This is a genomic window from Cupriavidus taiwanensis (assembly GCF_900250115.1).
Lineage (GTDB): Bacteria > Pseudomonadota > Gammaproteobacteria > Burkholderiales > Burkholderiaceae > Cupriavidus > Cupriavidus taiwanensis_B.
Genome location: NZ_LT984803.1, coordinates 1,468,602 through 1,481,781, shown reverse-complemented (window position 1 = coordinate 1,481,781; position 13,180 = coordinate 1,468,602). Strand labels below are relative to the sequence as shown.

At 61.1% G+C, this 13,180-nt stretch carries 11 protein-coding genes and 1 pseudogene; 3 read left to right on the top strand and 9 right to left on the bottom strand.

Translation table 11 applies throughout. From position 1 onward, the window contains the following. The first annotated feature begins 3 nt into the window (after positions 1 to 3). Complete coding sequence (locus CBM2586_RS07145) at positions 4 to 831, top strand: fused MFS/spermidine synthase (RefSeq protein ID WP_115688676.1); 828 nt, start codon at positions 4 to 6, stop codon at positions 829 to 831. Positions 832 to 1,392: 561 nt separating this feature from the next. Here the strand turns inward: CBM2586_RS07145 and CBM2586_RS07140 are convergent. Next, on the bottom strand, positions 1,393 to 3,420 hold the full coding sequence (locus tag CBM2586_RS07140) for a 4-oxalomesaconate tautomerase (RefSeq protein ID WP_115662251.1): 2,028 nt from the start codon (positions 3,418 to 3,420) through the stop codon (positions 1,393 to 1,395). A 1-nt stretch (position 3,421) separates the two neighbouring features. Further along, on the bottom strand, positions 3,422 to 4,393 hold the full coding sequence (locus CBM2586_RS07135) for a Bug family tripartite tricarboxylate transporter substrate binding protein (protein WP_115687110.1): 972 nt from the start codon (positions 4,391 to 4,393) through the stop codon (positions 3,422 to 3,424). A gap of 145 nt (positions 4,394 to 4,538) precedes the next feature. On the opposite strand from CBM2586_RS07135, the gene CBM2586_RS07130 reads away from it, so the two are divergent. Next, positions 4,539 to 5,468 carry a LysR family transcriptional regulator gene (locus tag CBM2586_RS07130; protein ID WP_115662253.1) on the top strand — a complete coding sequence of 310 codons (930 nt, stop codon included), beginning with the start codon at positions 4,539 to 4,541 and terminating at the stop codon, positions 5,466 to 5,468. A gap of 185 nt (positions 5,469 to 5,653) precedes the next feature. Here CBM2586_RS07130 and CBM2586_RS07125 read toward each other — a convergent pair whose 3' ends face one another. From CBM2586_RS07125 to CBM2586_RS07105, 5 genes are all read right to left on the bottom strand, one after another. After that, a complete protein-coding gene (locus tag CBM2586_RS07125; protein ID WP_115662254.1) occupies positions 5,654 to 7,000 on the bottom strand; it encodes a class-II fumarase/aspartase family protein in 1,347 nt (448 codons plus the stop codon). A 53-nt stretch (positions 7,001 to 7,053) separates the two neighbouring features. Further along, complete coding sequence (locus CBM2586_RS07120) at positions 7,054 to 8,244, bottom strand: CaiB/BaiF CoA transferase family protein (RefSeq protein WP_115687109.1); 1,191 nt, start codon at positions 8,242 to 8,244, stop codon at positions 7,054 to 7,056. A 21-nt stretch (positions 8,245 to 8,265) separates the two neighbouring features. Continuing rightward, a complete protein-coding gene (locus tag CBM2586_RS07115) occupies positions 8,266 to 9,126 on the bottom strand; it encodes an FAS1-like dehydratase domain-containing protein (RefSeq protein WP_373424196.1) in 861 nt (286 codons plus the stop codon). A 162-nt stretch (positions 9,127 to 9,288) separates the two neighbouring features. Further along, positions 9,289 to 10,362, bottom strand: a complete 1,074-nt coding sequence (locus CBM2586_RS07110) for a porin (RefSeq protein WP_115687108.1) — start codon at positions 10,360 to 10,362, stop codon at positions 9,289 to 9,291. Then, the gene (locus CBM2586_RS07105) at positions 10,359 to 10,610 is read right to left on the bottom strand and encodes a hypothetical protein (protein ID WP_145987393.1); all 252 of its coding nucleotides are present in this window, start codon (positions 10,608 to 10,610) and stop codon (positions 10,359 to 10,361) included. Before CBM2586_RS07105 ends, CBM2586_RS07110 begins: the two co-directional genes overlap by 4 nt. A 376-nt stretch (positions 10,611 to 10,986) precedes the next feature. Here CBM2586_RS07105 and CBM2586_RS07100 point away from each other — a divergent pair. Beyond that, positions 10,987 to 11,099, top strand: a pseudogene (locus CBM2586_RS07100) (GMC oxidoreductase); the annotation flags it as partial. A gap of 67 nt (positions 11,100 to 11,166) precedes the next feature. Here the strand turns inward: CBM2586_RS07100 and CBM2586_RS07095 are convergent. Both CBM2586_RS07095 and CBM2586_RS07090 read right to left on the bottom strand, forming a co-directional pair. After that, the gene (locus CBM2586_RS07095; RefSeq protein ID WP_115662257.1) at positions 11,167 to 11,754 is read right to left on the bottom strand and encodes a hypothetical protein; all 588 of its coding nucleotides are present in this window, start codon (positions 11,752 to 11,754) and stop codon (positions 11,167 to 11,169) included. Between the two features lie 575 nt (positions 11,755 to 12,329). After that, positions 12,330 to 13,070, bottom strand: coding sequence for a FadR/GntR family transcriptional regulator (locus tag CBM2586_RS07090; protein ID WP_115662258.1), 741 nt, complete (start codon positions 13,068 to 13,070; stop codon positions 12,330 to 12,332). Between the last annotated feature and the right edge of the window lie 110 nt (positions 13,071 to 13,180).

Here is a 13,180-nt window from a genome sequence, read left to right as displayed (position 1 = left end):
CAGATGCAAGCCGACCGCTCCTCGTTCGAGGCCTATATGAAATTCCTGGCAGAGGCGGCCAGCGACGGGGCGCCCCAGGTGTTGGAAACCCGGCATGCGCTTTCGCTGCATTTCAACGCACTGGCCACCCAAAGCCTCATGTCACTCAAGGATCCCGACAAGCTCGTGCTGGGTTACACCCGGACGATGATGGGATTCCTGCTGTTGCATCCGGCTCCAGCCAGAATCTCGATGATCGGCTTGGGTGGCGGCTCACTTGCCAAATACTGCCACCGCCATCTACCCCATACCAAAGTTGTGGCAATTGAGATCAACCCGGAGGTCATCGCCTTGCGCGAACAGTTCCAGATCCCTCCGGAGGATGAACGACTCGAAGTGGTTTGCGCGGATGGCGCCGAATATGTCGCAAACCAGAACGCGCGTCCCGACGTGATCCTGGTGGACGGGTTTCTTGCCCACGGCATGCCGGTACAGCTTGGCACCGCCGACTTCTATGCCGCCTGTCATGCACGGCTTGCCAATACGGGGGTGCTGGTCGCGAACTTTTTGGAGAGCGATCCCGATATCCCGTTTTACCTGGAGCAGGCCAGTACCGCATTCGGCCAGTCGATGTCCCTCTCCCTTGCCGAAGACAGTGCCAATTACACGCTGTTCGCCTGGAAAGGACCAGCGAAGCTACCCGCTCTCAATGCACTGTTGGCGCGTGCGCGCATCCTGGAGACCACGCATTCCCTGAACCTGACTAGGACAGCACGCCAGTTGAAGCGTGGCGAGCGCATTGTGTCGGATCGCGCCTCCTGGCCTAAGCCGGCAAGACTTCAGATGCGGTGACAACACTCGCCGGCGCCAGCCTCAGCCATGTCAATTCCATACTTGCGTAAGCTGACCGAAATGGGATCGCAGCCCGGAAACAATCGCAATTGGCCGGTACCTGACGTTGGTTGCTGGAGCGCCCAATGCTGGAGGTTTTCTGGCGGTGCACCAGTATTGCTGGACGATATTCGTCTGCACTTTAAGGCGCTGCCCCGCCGTTGCGGGCCAGCTTGATCTGGCCCGTGCACTAGAACACGCGTGCAGTCATGGAAACAAAGGCACTTGGTGTTCAGTTGTATCCGAGTAAGGCAATGTTCCAGAGATCATCGCCGTCAGGCTGCTGCAGAAGTAGCTTGACCACCACTGGCAACGCGCTACCACGCGCCAGCGCAGACGGCGAGGTTTCGCTCCCAAGCGGAAGATCTTCCAACGGTTCGGTGCTATCCGAGGGTTCGCAAGTTATCATCGTTTAAAAGGAAAAATAGGCAGAGATCCGGCGTGAGTTGGCAATGCGCGCGATTCTCCTTTGCTAATTGCCGGGCAGTTGCATCGGGACATCCAATTGCATACAGATCACCATCACTCTCCAAACGATTCAACGTTTCGTTTTGATGGCAACAAGGATGATTCCCGCACCACGCGCCGCCAGCGCGCCAACTCAGCCGCCACGCGTGCAGCGAGTTGTTCAGGTCGGCCAGGGGCAGGCGCGGCCCCAAAGGTCTCGAAGCCGAGCTTAACCTCCGGATCCGTCAGCACCTCACTTAGGGCGCAATTGACTTGATCCACCACCTTTGCAGGAGTAGCTGCCGGGGCAAAGAGAGCGTACCACTGCGTCATTTCCATCCCGGCGATGCCGAACTCCGCAAGCGTCGGTACCTCGGGCAGTTCAGGGATGCGTCGTGAAGCGGCGACCGCCAGCGCATGCACTTGACCAGCGCGCAGCGGGCGATAGGCGGTAAGCAGGCTGGAAAACATGAGCTGCGAGCGCCCATCGATGATCGATGCAATCGCGGGTGCCGCCCCATCGAAGGTGTTACCGCGCATCGACGTGCCGGTGGCCAGCTGAAACAGCTCGGCTGCAAAGTGCGGCGGCGTTCCGTCGCCCGCGGAAGCATAGCTGAGGCTTCGGGGCGTCCGCCGCAGGTTGTCGATCAGTGTGCCCAACTCGGCGGGCGTCTGGGCGGGGTTTCCAACCAGCAGGATCGGCGACGATCCGATCAGCCCTATCGGTGCGAAGCTGTCGATGGGATCGTATGCCACCTGCTGAAGCGCCGGATTCATCGCGTGGGTGCCCACATAGCCGAGCAACAGGGTCTGGCCGTCAGGCACCGCCCGTGCCACATACTCACATGCGATCCCGCCGTTGGCGCCGGCACGATTGTCGATGATTACCTCCTGCCCAAGCAGGCGTGCAAGCCGAGCGCCGACAAGGTGCGCCACCGCATCGTTGCCGCCACCCGCGCGCGTCGGCACGATGATCCGAAGGGGTTTCGATTGCGAAACCCGGCTCGCCTGGTCCGCCTGTTCTGGCCGCGAGAAGACATAGTCTGGCAGGTGGAGTTGCCCATCCATGATCTTCCGTGCCGTGCGAACGAGTGCAGCGCGAATAACACTCGCTTCATCACCCTCACCTTCCAGTTCCACCTCTACCTCAATACGTCCAGCGGGATGCAAGACCACCAGGGCATGCCGGCCGGCCGGGCGGCTGTGTTCGCTGGCAACTGTGCCTGGCAGTGCGAACGCGCTTGCCACACCGATGGCGCCGGTGACGGCATGAGATGCATGGCATTTGCGCGGCGTAAAGTAACGCGACGTGATGCTATTCGGCGAGTCGCCAGGGGCGACTAACACCGGCTTAGGAATGACGCTGTCGGAGACATCGCCGAGCCCCATCATCCGTCCGGCTTGCAAGCGTAACGCCTCAAGACGCTCGAGAAGCGCGGCGTCATTATCGAGAGTGGCAGGCGCCTCGCGCCCGCTGACTCCCAGGTCGCGCGCTCGAACAATCATTAGGGGCATTGCTGCGTCAATGCAGGTCACCTCGACCCCATTGATCAGGTCGATGCGTTTACCAGTAGGAAAGATCTTGCCAGTCACAGCACCCCAGGCGTCGAGGAAGTCGAGCAAGATCGGGGCCCCGGTGCCGGCAACGCCATCGATCCGGGTGTCGCCGTCATAGCTCACCCGGCCTCCCGGCGTACGTACCGTCACATCGATCCTGGCGCCCGTGTTGACGTTATGAACGCGGACACGGGTAGATCCATCCTGGGCAGGGATGAGTCCCTGCTCAATGGCAAAAGGGGCAACGCCGGACAGCATATTGCCGCAGTTCGGCCGCGTATCTACCGAGCAGTTGCCGACGCCGACCTGCGCGAAGAGGTAATCCAGATCACAGCCAGGCTGCGTCGATCGCGAAACGATTGCGACCTTGCTATTGAGCGTACTGCCACCGCCGACGCCATCCAGTTGCAGCGGATCCGACGCGCCGATGGCGCCAATCAGCGCCTGGTCGCGCGCCTCATCGCCCTCTGGAAGCCATTCCCGCAGGAAGAACGGCCCGCGCGAGGTGCCTGCACGCATCAGCACGCAAGGTATCGTCTTGCTCATCTCAGTCCGCCTTCAGCTTTGCAGCTTGCACCACCGCTTTCCACTTGATCTGCTCCTGTTGCATGAAGGTGCGCATCTGGCTGGTGGTCATGGTCGTAACTTCCGCGCCCTGGCCTTCCAGGCGCTGCACCACCGTCTTGTCGGCCAGCGCCTGATTGAGCGCCTTGTTAAGCGTCTCCACGACTGGCGCCGGGGTGTTTGCTGGTGCAAAAATGGCGTACCACTGGGAGACGTCAACGTCGTTGATACCCTGCTCCTTCAAGGTCGGCACTTCCGGCATCAGCGCAGAGCGTTTGCTGCCCGCAATACCGACGGCCTTGAGCTTGCCGTTCTTCAACTGGGGCAAAGCGGTAAAAAGGCTCGGAAACATCACCTGTGTCTGTCCGGCAACCGTGTCATTGATCGCCGGTGCGGATCCCTTGTAGGGTACGTGGAGCATGTTTGTGCCAGTGGAAATCTTGAACATTTCGGCCGCGAAATGAGGGGCTGTTCCATTGCCGGCAGAGGCATAGCTCAGCTTTCCGGGCGCCGCCTTGAGCAGCGCTACAACTGCCTTTGCATCTGCGGCCTTCAGGCTCGGATTGACCACCATGACGGTGGCCGAAGAGCCGACCATCCCGACCGGCACGAAATCCTTGATCGGGTCATAGCGCAGGGTCTGGAGCGCGGGGTTCATCGCATGCGTGGCCACGTAACCGAGCAGCAGCGTGTAGCCATCAGCGGGGGCACGCATTACGAACTCGCTCGCAATGGCGCCATTGGCACCGGCCTTGTTGTCGACCACGACGGTTTGCTTGAGGATCGATGACATGGCCTGGCCGACCACTCGGGCCATGGCATCGTTGGCTCCCCCTGCGGCGGTGGGTACCACCAGGGCGATCCGCTTTTCCGGGTAGGCGGCCAGGACGCTTGTCGTGGTGAGTGCAGCCGCGATGGCAAGGCCCCTGAGAAAAAGCCGCTTGGTCGATTGCATTTGTCTGCTCCGTAATGTCGTTATGCCGTCAGCCGGTCCGGCCGCATACGTATGGTCGTCATTTCCCGCTCTTAAGTGAATTGAGTTTTTAGGATCAATTGATGCACACTGTGGATCAGTGGCTCAAGGCACGGGAGAACGAACAATGACCATCAACTTCAACCTCAACGATCTTCAGGCGTTCCGCGCGGTGGCAGAACTGAACAGTTTTCGCAAGGCGGCAGCCTCCCTGCATGTGTCCCAGCCAGCGTTCAGTCGGCGCATAGAAAAACTTGAAGAGGCACTCGGCGTGCGCTTACTGGAGCGCACCACGCGCCGGGTGAGTCTGACTGCGGTCGGTCGGGAGTTCGATCGAAAGGTTAAGGAGCTGCTCGATGACCTGGATCAGACGCTGCTTGGCATACGGGGGGTGACGACCACGCGCATGGGGGAGGTGACCATCGCCTGCGTACCTTCGACGGTCTACTACTTTCTGTCGCAGGTCATTTCGCGCTACCACGCGCAGTATCCGAAGATCCGGGTCAAGATTCTCGACGCCAGTGCAAACGAGGTGCTGACAGCGGTGTCGCGCAGCGAAGCGGACTTTGGCCTCAACTTCGTGGGTGGACAAGAGGCGGATATTGAATTCAGCCCGTTACTGGAGGAGCGGTTCGTGGCAGCTTGTCGCCGCGATCACCCGCTCGCAAAGCGGCGGCAAGTCACATGGGCCGATCTTGCCGGGTATGATTACATCTCCGTTAGCAAGGCATCCGGCAATCGGCTACTCCTTGATCAGGCACTGTCCAACGTGCAAGGATTGCCTCAGAGTATCTATGAGACTCAGCATGTGACCACCACGCTGGGCCTGGTGGAAGCTGGCCTCGGCATTGCTGCGGTGCCATCGATCGCCATGCCGGGACCGGACCATCCGCTCCTTGTCAGCGTGCCGCTGACCGATCCGGTTGTCACGCGCAAGATTGGCCTGATACGCCGTAAAAGCCGCGCACTGACGCCAGCAGCGCAGCAGCTTTATGATTTTCTCAGCGAGATCAGGGCAGTGCGTACCAAAGGTGCCGGTCGCCGGCGCGGGCGGTGACCGGTACGGCTGCAATGCGACTTTTTGCGATCGCAAACCTGGACGAGATGGCGGCCGGGGAAACTGGCGTGCCCGGCGCGCTGACGACCGGGGCCGCAGCCAGGTACCAAAGTGGGGCAGCCTGAGTCCAGCTCAAGTGCGAAGCCCAGCCGGCCTTTCCACCGCCACGCAACCGGGCGCCCAGCCTAGGCGCGACTCGACAACACCCGGTCGACCATCACTCCAGCTTGGCCCAGATTATTTCCCGGCTCGCACATCGCCTCTAGCTGTTCGCGAGACACGTGGCGGCTGATCTCCGGGTGGGCCGCGAGAATCTCGATCAACTGCCGGTTGGTAGTGATAGCCTCGCGACAGAGGTCGTAGACCAGGTCATGCGCGTACTCGCGGCCAATGTAGGGACCGAGCCCCATCATCACCGCCTCGGACATCACCAGACCGTTCGTGATGTCGATATTCTCACGCATGCGAGCTGCGTCTACTTCCAATCCCTGCAAGACGAACTTCGCCTGCTTCAACGCGCCAGAAATCAGGCAGAAGATTTCCGGCAGCGAAACCCATTCGATCTCCCACGGCCCGGTCGAACGCTCGTGGTCGGCGACCATGGCGTCCATCAGTGCAGCCGCATGCTGTCGCGCCACCGAAATGTTGGCATGGATGTACAGACAGGAGATCGGATTGCGCTTCTGCGGCATGGTTGACGAAGAGCCACGTCCAGGGGCGAATGGCTCGAACACCTCGGCAACCTCGGTCTGCATCATCAGCTTCACATCCATCGCGATCTTGCCCAGCGAACCACCGACAAGGCCGAGAAAAGCGCCAACTTCAGCGATGGTATCGCGCACCGTGTGCCAGGAAATCAGCGGCTGCACCAGACCTAGTTCTTTCATCAGCGCCGCCTGTGTTTCCATGGCGCCCGTCTGCAGCGAGGACAACGTACCTGATGCTCCGCCAAACTCCCCCATCAGCACGCGAGGCTTCAGTTGCTGCAGCCGCTCGCGGTGGCGATCAATGCCGGCGAGGATGCTGGCCATCTTGTAGCCGAACGTAATGGGCGTTGCCTGCTGCAGGTTGGACCGACCGATTACCGGTGTGTCGCGGTACTTCCTGGCCAGCGCCGCGAGCGCGTCGGCGATCTCATCGAGATCCGTCTCGATGAGTGCAAGCCCCTCACGCATCTGCAGCACTGCCGCCGTGTCCGTAATGTCTTGAGTCGTGGCACCCCAGTGACAGAACTCGCCGAGCCCGTCCCTGCAGTTAGCGTTGATCTGGTTGACCACCGCAATAATCGGATAGCCGATCTGCTCGGTCTTCGCCTTAAGCTTCACCCAGTCAATTTTCGATAGTTCGCAGTTGCGAACGATTTCATCCGCTGCTTCCTGCGGGATGATGCCAAGCTCACCCTGCACCTTTGCCAACGCTCGTTCGATGTCAAGGTACCTGGCGGTTCGATTTTCGTCGGACCAGACCTCGCGCATGCGTACGTCGCTGAACATATCGCCAAAGATGCGGGAGTCGATGATGGTGGAAGCCATAGTGTTCTACCTCTCCATTGGTGTCGGATGTGTCGCCGCCCGACAAGGGACTATCACACAACGCCTTCCGCGTGCATCGTCGCGATTTCGTGGGAGGCATATCCAAGTTCCGCGAGAATCGCGTCGGTGTGTTCGCCCAATGCCGGTATCGGATCCATGCGAGGCCGTTCGTTCCATGTACCAGGCGGCAACAGTGCCGGCAGCACGCCCTGTGGCGAGTTGACTTCGGTCCAGCGCCCGCGCGCCCTCAACTGGGGGTGCTCCCAGACGCCCCGCATGTCGTTGACCCGGGCATTCGCGATCTGCGCCTGTTCTAGACGCTCCACCACTTGTGCTCCGGTCAGGGAAGCAAAGGTGTCCACGATAATCTGCCGCAGAGCGGCGCGCTCGGCCACGCGTCTTGAGTTCGAGCCGAAGCGAGAGTCGTCAACGAGTTCGGGGCGCAGCAGCACATTTCGGCAGAAGCTCGCCCATTCGCGCTCGTTCTGCAGCCCCAGCATCACTGTCGCGCTGTCGCCCGCCGGAAAAGGTCCATACGGGTAGATGGTCGCATGGCTGGCACCGGTCCGTGGTGGCTGCTCGGCACCATCGAATGCGTAGTAGAGGGGATAGCTGTTCCACTCGGTCAGCGACTCGAGCATCGAGATGTCAATGCGCTGGCCCCGTCCGGTCTGGCTGCGCTGCAGCAGGGCTGCCAGGATGTTTGAATAGGCGTACATAGCGGCCGCAATATCGGCGATCGAAGGGCCAGCCTTGCAGGGCACTTCGTCCGTTCCCGTGACCGATACGAAACCAGCCTCGCTTTGAACAAGGAGATCATAGGCCTTCTTGTCACGGTACGGCCCGGGACGCTCCGGATCATCGCCATAGCCCGAGATATCGCAAACAATCAATTCAGGCTTGACGGCAGAAAGTGTGTCGTAACCTAACCCAAGGCGCGCTGCAGCGCCTGGTGCCAGGTTCTGAACTATCACATCCGCCTTCTCCTCGATCAGTCGCTTGAGTACGTTTGCGGCGGCCGGATGCTTGATGTCAAGGGTCAGGCTTTCCTTAGACCGATTGGTCCAGACGAAATGAGACGCCATGCCGCGGACGCGTTCGTCGTATCCACGGGCGAAGTCGCCGCCCCCCGGCCGCTCGATCTTGATGACACGCGCACCGAGATCGGCAAGCTGGCGCGTAGCGAACGGCGCCGCGATAGCGTGTTCGAAAGTCACGACAGTCAGGTTCTTGAGGGGTTGCATGGTGCTTTCCGGTGTGGCGAATCAGCGCAGAACCGCGGTGGCATCCATGGTCAGCAGGCCTTCATGGTCGGACGCCCACAAACGAATGGTCTTGCCGTCTGACTGAGGTTGCCCGCTGACGTGGAACGGATGGAGGTCGAAGGTCGGACGTACTGCGCGGAAACGGAAACTGGCCACGTCGGCCGCGGGCAACTGCCGCCCCAGCAGATCCAGCAACAGTGTCGCGATCAATGGGCCGTGGACGATCAGGCCAGGATAGCCTTCGACCTCGGTCACATAGCGGCGGTCATAGTGGATGCGGTGCCCATTGAAAGTCAGCGCCGAATAGCGGAACAGCAGGACGTCGTCCGGCACGATCTGGCGCTGCCACGCTGCTTCCGCCGGCGCGGCCTGGCGCATGGCCTCCACATCGCCTGACTGCTGGGCTTCGCGGTAGACAATGTCGTGGAACTCCACCAAGGCCGGCTCCACGCCCCCTTCCACGCATACCTCGTGGCGGACCTTAACGAATACCAGCTTGCCGGTTCTCCCCTGCTTCAGGGAGACATCATCGATCGTCGAAGTGCGTACGATTCGGTCGCCCACCCGGAGAGGAGCGCGGAACTCGAACTGCCCCCCTGCCCACATGCGTCGCGGGAGCGGCACGGGAGGCAGGAACCCCCCGCGCTTGGCATGTCCGTCCGGCCCGATCTCGCTCTGGCGATGCATGGGCAAGAAGTAGAGCCAATGCCACAGGGGTGGCAGCTGAGTGCCGGCCGGTTGCGCTGTCGCCGGATAGTCAAATGTCGCCCGTAGCGCCGCAACGGGTGCGGCTGTAACCGTGTCCTCCCGCTGCTCGCTGCGTCCGATCCATGTCTTAGGGTCGATTGCCCGCTCTTCCACTGATGACTCCTTGCAATATGTAATTGGCCCGCTGGCTCACACCGATTGTGAGTACACGCGCTTGCGGAGGGAGTTGCATGCTTTCGATACTGGTGCGGGATTCCGCAATACACTGGCGAAGTCCGGGACGCGCCCCCATCCCTCAGCGCAAATGGCCACGCCTCAGAATCGGTGTCGCAGACCGATACCGCCGCCGACTTTGCTACCCTTGACGCCCATGAACGCGGGGAGTGCGTAGGCTCCATTGATGCGGTTAAAATCGACCTCCGCATAAACGTCCGTACGCTTTGAAAGGTTGTAGTCGGCGACCCCGGTGACCATGATCCGGCTGCCGTCAGCGTTGCGCTGCCGGTCGTAATGTGACGCCACCGATAAGGTCAGGGCTTGGGTGGCCGACACTGCAAAGCCACCCGTGAATACGTCGTTGCGGGTCGGACTTACGTCAAATCGATTGTTCAGATAGCCGAAGGTCAGCTTGACGATTCCCCACTGGTAGTTGCCGCCCAAGCCCCACACCTTTCTCGCCTCAGGTGTCGTCAGTGCATTTGCCTGTTGCCAGAAGGCGCCCACGTCCACTGGTCCCTGCTTATAGCCAAGGGAGACCCCATAGCTGGAACTTGGCTTCATATGGCCGGCCACCTCGCCAAAGGTATAGTGCGCCCCCGCTGATAGCGCGCCCCATTGCCCAAAGTACTTCGCCATGTTGTCCTGGCGCGGCCCCGTATAACCGTTGAGGATAGTAACGGCGTCCAGATTCGGATGCCCATTAGGCTGGAAACGGGAGGTCGCATCGTAGGCCGTGGTGAACTGCCGCCCAAAGCTCAACTTTCCGAGGGTGTCGTGGTTCAGCCCCACCCAGGCCTGCCGTCCGAACAAACGTCCCTGTCCGCCCGTGCTTTGCTGCCCATAGTTGGCCGTTGCGGTACCCTGCGACGATATCCCAGTGGTCGGATCAAAGCCGCTTTCCAGATTAAAGATGGCGGACAGACCTCCGCCGAGCGCCTCGCTGCCGCGCATGCCCCAGCGCGAGCCGTTGAAGTACCCGTCGGTCAGTTCGGCCAAGTTGTTGTCGCCGGCATTATTGTTCGAGTAACGGACCGTGGTATCGATAATGCCATACAGTGTTACCCCGGACGATGTCTGCGCTTGAACGGAACCGGTGATGATGATCCCAAGGACGGCCGCAGCCGCCATCTTCTTGTTTCCGCCATTCCCTCGCGGCAGCATGATGCTCATTTGATCTCCCCTGGGCTTGTTCTGGTATTTCGCCGTTCCTTGCATGCGGGCAAGGTTGGATGGCGATTTGAAGCCAGTTTGGACGGATCAGCAGAAAGGGGGAATTGCAATGTTTCGAAGAATTGATGCAGCCAGCGCATCAACCCAGGATGACCAACCTCCTCGACTAGCTGTGAAGCTTCAATACGTGCACGCCGTGCCTGGTGGCCGACGTCACCGACGCGGCCATGGGAGCCCTTCTTCTGCACGCGCTATGTCCAAGGCATCAAGCGCTGGTGGCTGGAGGTCACCGGAAAGAGCGGAGCAGACTGAAGTTTTGACGACATCACGGCCGGCGAACGGTCGCTTGCCCAACCCGTGCCGGACTACCACACAGAGCTTCCAGGCGACGTTTGAACGACCGAAAGTCTATCGACAACGAACCTTCGTCAACGCAACCGGTTCATTCAAGTACTAGGTCCGCGGCCTTCTCGCCGATCATGATCGACGCCGCATTGGTATTGGACGAGCACATGCCCGGCCCGGCAACGCGGGCTCGCGGGATTGGTGGAAAGGGAGACCCGGCCGGGCATCGACGGTCAGGACGATGCCGGCCTGCTGGTCGACATCAAGGCCACGGGACAGACGAGGTGGCACCCGTTAGGTTCTGCAAGATGGGGGTGGACGACATGGCGGTGGTTGACCCCGAACTGCGCGCCCGGGGTACCCTCGGGCTGCGCGTAGCCGATTCCTCGATCACGGCCCTGATCCGCGTCGAAAGGAAGGCGTGCCTGCGTGGTCGACCGGCGCTCTCCTCGGTTTCCCCTACTTGCCTGCGACCGGCTGAACGGACACGGCAACGGCCTCGGTATAGACCGCTTCGACCCGGTCTCCCTTCTGGATGCCGTTTAGGCGTGTCGGATCGCCTACCAGCAGAACCACGGTGCGTCCCTTTGGCCCCTTCAGGGTGACGGATCTGGCGTCGGTGTCGAAGGCAACGACGTCAGCCGTGACGGTCACTTCCCGGCCGACTGAACCTCCCGGCTTTGCACCCGGCGCAGCGCGCTCCGAGATCTCGCGCTCATGCATAGCAAGCGGTCCGCTTCCCTTCTTGAGGCTCATGGTCAGCGCTTCCCTGTACTCGATCGAGACAGTGTCGCCGACCTTTAACTGTTCGAAGTTCCTGGCCTCCGGCCCCACCACGAGATCTGTTATCTTGCCGTCGCCGGATTTCAAGGAGACAGTTCGTCTCGGCGCATCGATCTTGGTGATCGTGGCGGTGAGCTTCGCGGTTCCAGTCGCAGTCGCCCCCTCAGGCGACTGCGTGACGTCCACGCGGGTTTTGGGTTGCGCCCATGCAGCCGTGATTGCCACCAGCATCGCCGCCGTGGCCAGTAGTGTCTTGCCTTTCATGCCATCCTCCGTTTGCTAGCCTTGCAGTAGTCAACCAGCCAACGCTTCCAGTCGCGCCTCAACTGAAGCCCTGTCTAATCACAAGATCATTGAGCTTGTCGTCCTATGGCCTTTCCGCTTTTTTTGGCTGATGTCGCCGAGCGTGTCGAAAGTTCAGCCTGACGGCTGGCCTAGTGTCGTTACCTTCCATGCGCTCGGTGCTGTTGTATTCCGGTAACCCGTACTTCACGTCGAGGTTTCCAACCAAGAGAATAGAGGTTCCCGAGCGGAGCGTGCAAGGGAGATATACGCACTGTGAACAGTCGAAAGCGAAGCGCAAACGATCACCGAACATGGCCTGAGTGTGCCCGAAGCAGCCGCTAGCCATGGCGTTACAGCACCGCCGCTATCTGGCCGGCCATCGGCAAGATCAAGGAGTTGATGGTCCGCCCCGCTGTTGAAGCGTCGCGACGCCGGTCGGTGCGGCTGGTTCGCCTTGCCCTGAGGCGACTTTCCGCGCGACCGGCGGTTTTTACCCCACGCCCGACCTGAGCGGTCCGTGCAACAAATTTCCAATTGGCCCAACGGGCTATCCCTCAACGCCACGCCTGAGTGAACTCGCTGATCACCCTCTCCAGGTGGTTACGCATTGCCGCCCGCGCCGCTGTCGCGTCGCGCGCCATCACCGCCGCGAAGATCTGCTGATGGTCTTCCTGCGACGCCTCCCGCAGCCGCGTGGTATGGAAGTGTTCCTCAATCTTGCCCCATAGCGGATCGCTGCGCCCGCTGTCCCACAGTGCGGTGACCATATGCAGCAGGACCCTGTTGCCGGTCGATTCGGCCAGGCACAGGTGGAACTGCCGGTCCGCCGCCTCGTTGGCCTGCTTGTCGTCCATGTGCTCGCGCATCAGGCTCAGGGCCGCGAACATACGGTCAAGGTCGCCGTCCTTACGCTCACTGGCCGCCAGGCCGGCGATCTCCGATTCGATCAGCACCCGGGCGCGCAGCGATTCTATCGGCCCCGGCCGCCAGGGCATCTCGAACGGCTCGCGACCAGGCGCGGGCGCTTCTGCGCAGACGTAGATCCCGGAGCCGCCGCGCACTTCGACTAGCCCCTGCACCTCCAGCGCGATGATGGCCTCGCGCACCAGGGTACGGCTGACGCTGAACCGCTCGGCCAGCGTGCGTTCGGATGGCAGCCGCATGCCGGCGGAGAACTCTCCGGATGCGATCAATGCCTGCACCTGGCTGGCCAGGCTCAGGTACGAACGGTCGCTGGCGGCTGGCGGGTTCTCGACTGTCGCACGGGTTGCAAGATCGCTGGGAGAATGTGTCATCGCAGGTTAGGCGGCATCTGCCACGTATGGTCACCGGTTGACCACTCGCCACAAGGCCTATCGGGCAGTGCCTGATGCAGACCATGGTAAACCATGACGGCAAAAGTGGG

Excerpts from the sequence above, each read along its gene's own strand:
- CBM2586_RS07145 (WP_115688676.1), top strand. The coding sequence starts at position 4 with ATGCAAGCCGACCGCTCCTCGTTCGAGGCCTATATGAAATTCCTGGCA.
- CBM2586_RS07140 (WP_115662251.1), bottom strand. The coding sequence starts at position 3,420 with ATGAGCAAGACGATACCTTGCGTGCTGATGCGTGCAGGCACCTCGCGC.
- CBM2586_RS07135 (WP_115687110.1), bottom strand. The coding sequence starts at position 4,393 with ATGCAATCGACCAAGCGGCTTTTTCTCAGGGGCCTTGCCATCGCGGCT.
- CBM2586_RS07130 (WP_115662253.1), top strand. The coding sequence starts at position 4,539 with ATGACCATCAACTTCAACCTCAACGATCTTCAGGCGTTCCGCGCGGTG.
- CBM2586_RS07125 (WP_115662254.1), bottom strand. The coding sequence starts at position 7,000 with ATGGCTTCCACCATCATCGACTCCCGCATCTTTGGCGATATGTTCAGC.
- CBM2586_RS07120 (WP_115687109.1), bottom strand. The coding sequence starts at position 8,244 with ATGCAACCCCTCAAGAACCTGACTGTCGTGACTTTCGAACACGCTATC.
- CBM2586_RS07110 (WP_115687108.1), bottom strand. The coding sequence starts at position 10,362 with ATGAGCATCATGCTGCCGCGAGGGAATGGCGGAAACAAGAAGATGGCG.
- CBM2586_RS07095 (WP_115662257.1), bottom strand. The coding sequence starts at position 11,754 with ATGAAAGGCAAGACACTACTGGCCACGGCGGCGATGCTGGTGGCAATC.
- CBM2586_RS07090 (WP_115662258.1), bottom strand. The coding sequence starts at position 13,070 with ATGACACATTCTCCCAGCGATCTTGCAACCCGTGCGACAGTCGAGAAC.